The following is a 244-nucleotide window of genomic DNA, read 5'->3' as shown; positions in this document are numbered from 1 at the left end:
ACTTTCTAAAGAATTTCAAAAAATCTTGAAGAAACAAGGTTTAGATATTCGTATTGGTGCAAAAGTTTCTGGTACAGAAGTTAATGGTCGTGAAGTGACTGTTAAATATAACCAAGCTGGCGAAGATAAAGAGCAAGTATTTGACAAATTAATCGTTTGTGTAGGTCGTAAAGCTTATGCAGAAGGTCTATTGGCAGAAGATTCAGGCATTAAACTCACTGAACGTGGTTTAGTTGATGTAAAT

The 244-nt window shown here is 34.4% G+C and carries 1 protein-coding gene; it reads left to right on the top strand.

The window, feature by feature from the left end; translation table 11 throughout:
• A partial coding sequence (locus MKD49_RS26240; protein WP_252697771.1) for an FAD-dependent oxidoreductase occupies window positions 1-244 on the top strand: 244 nt, incomplete at both ends.

It is taken from the genome of Herbaspirillum sp. WGmk3, from assembly GCF_023952535.1.
GTDB classification, from domain to species: Bacteria; Pseudomonadota; Gammaproteobacteria; order Burkholderiales; family Burkholderiaceae_D; genus Herbaspirillum; species Herbaspirillum huttiense.
Note: the sequence above shows the minus strand (reverse complement) of the source record. Positions and strands in the feature narration are given on the sequence as shown.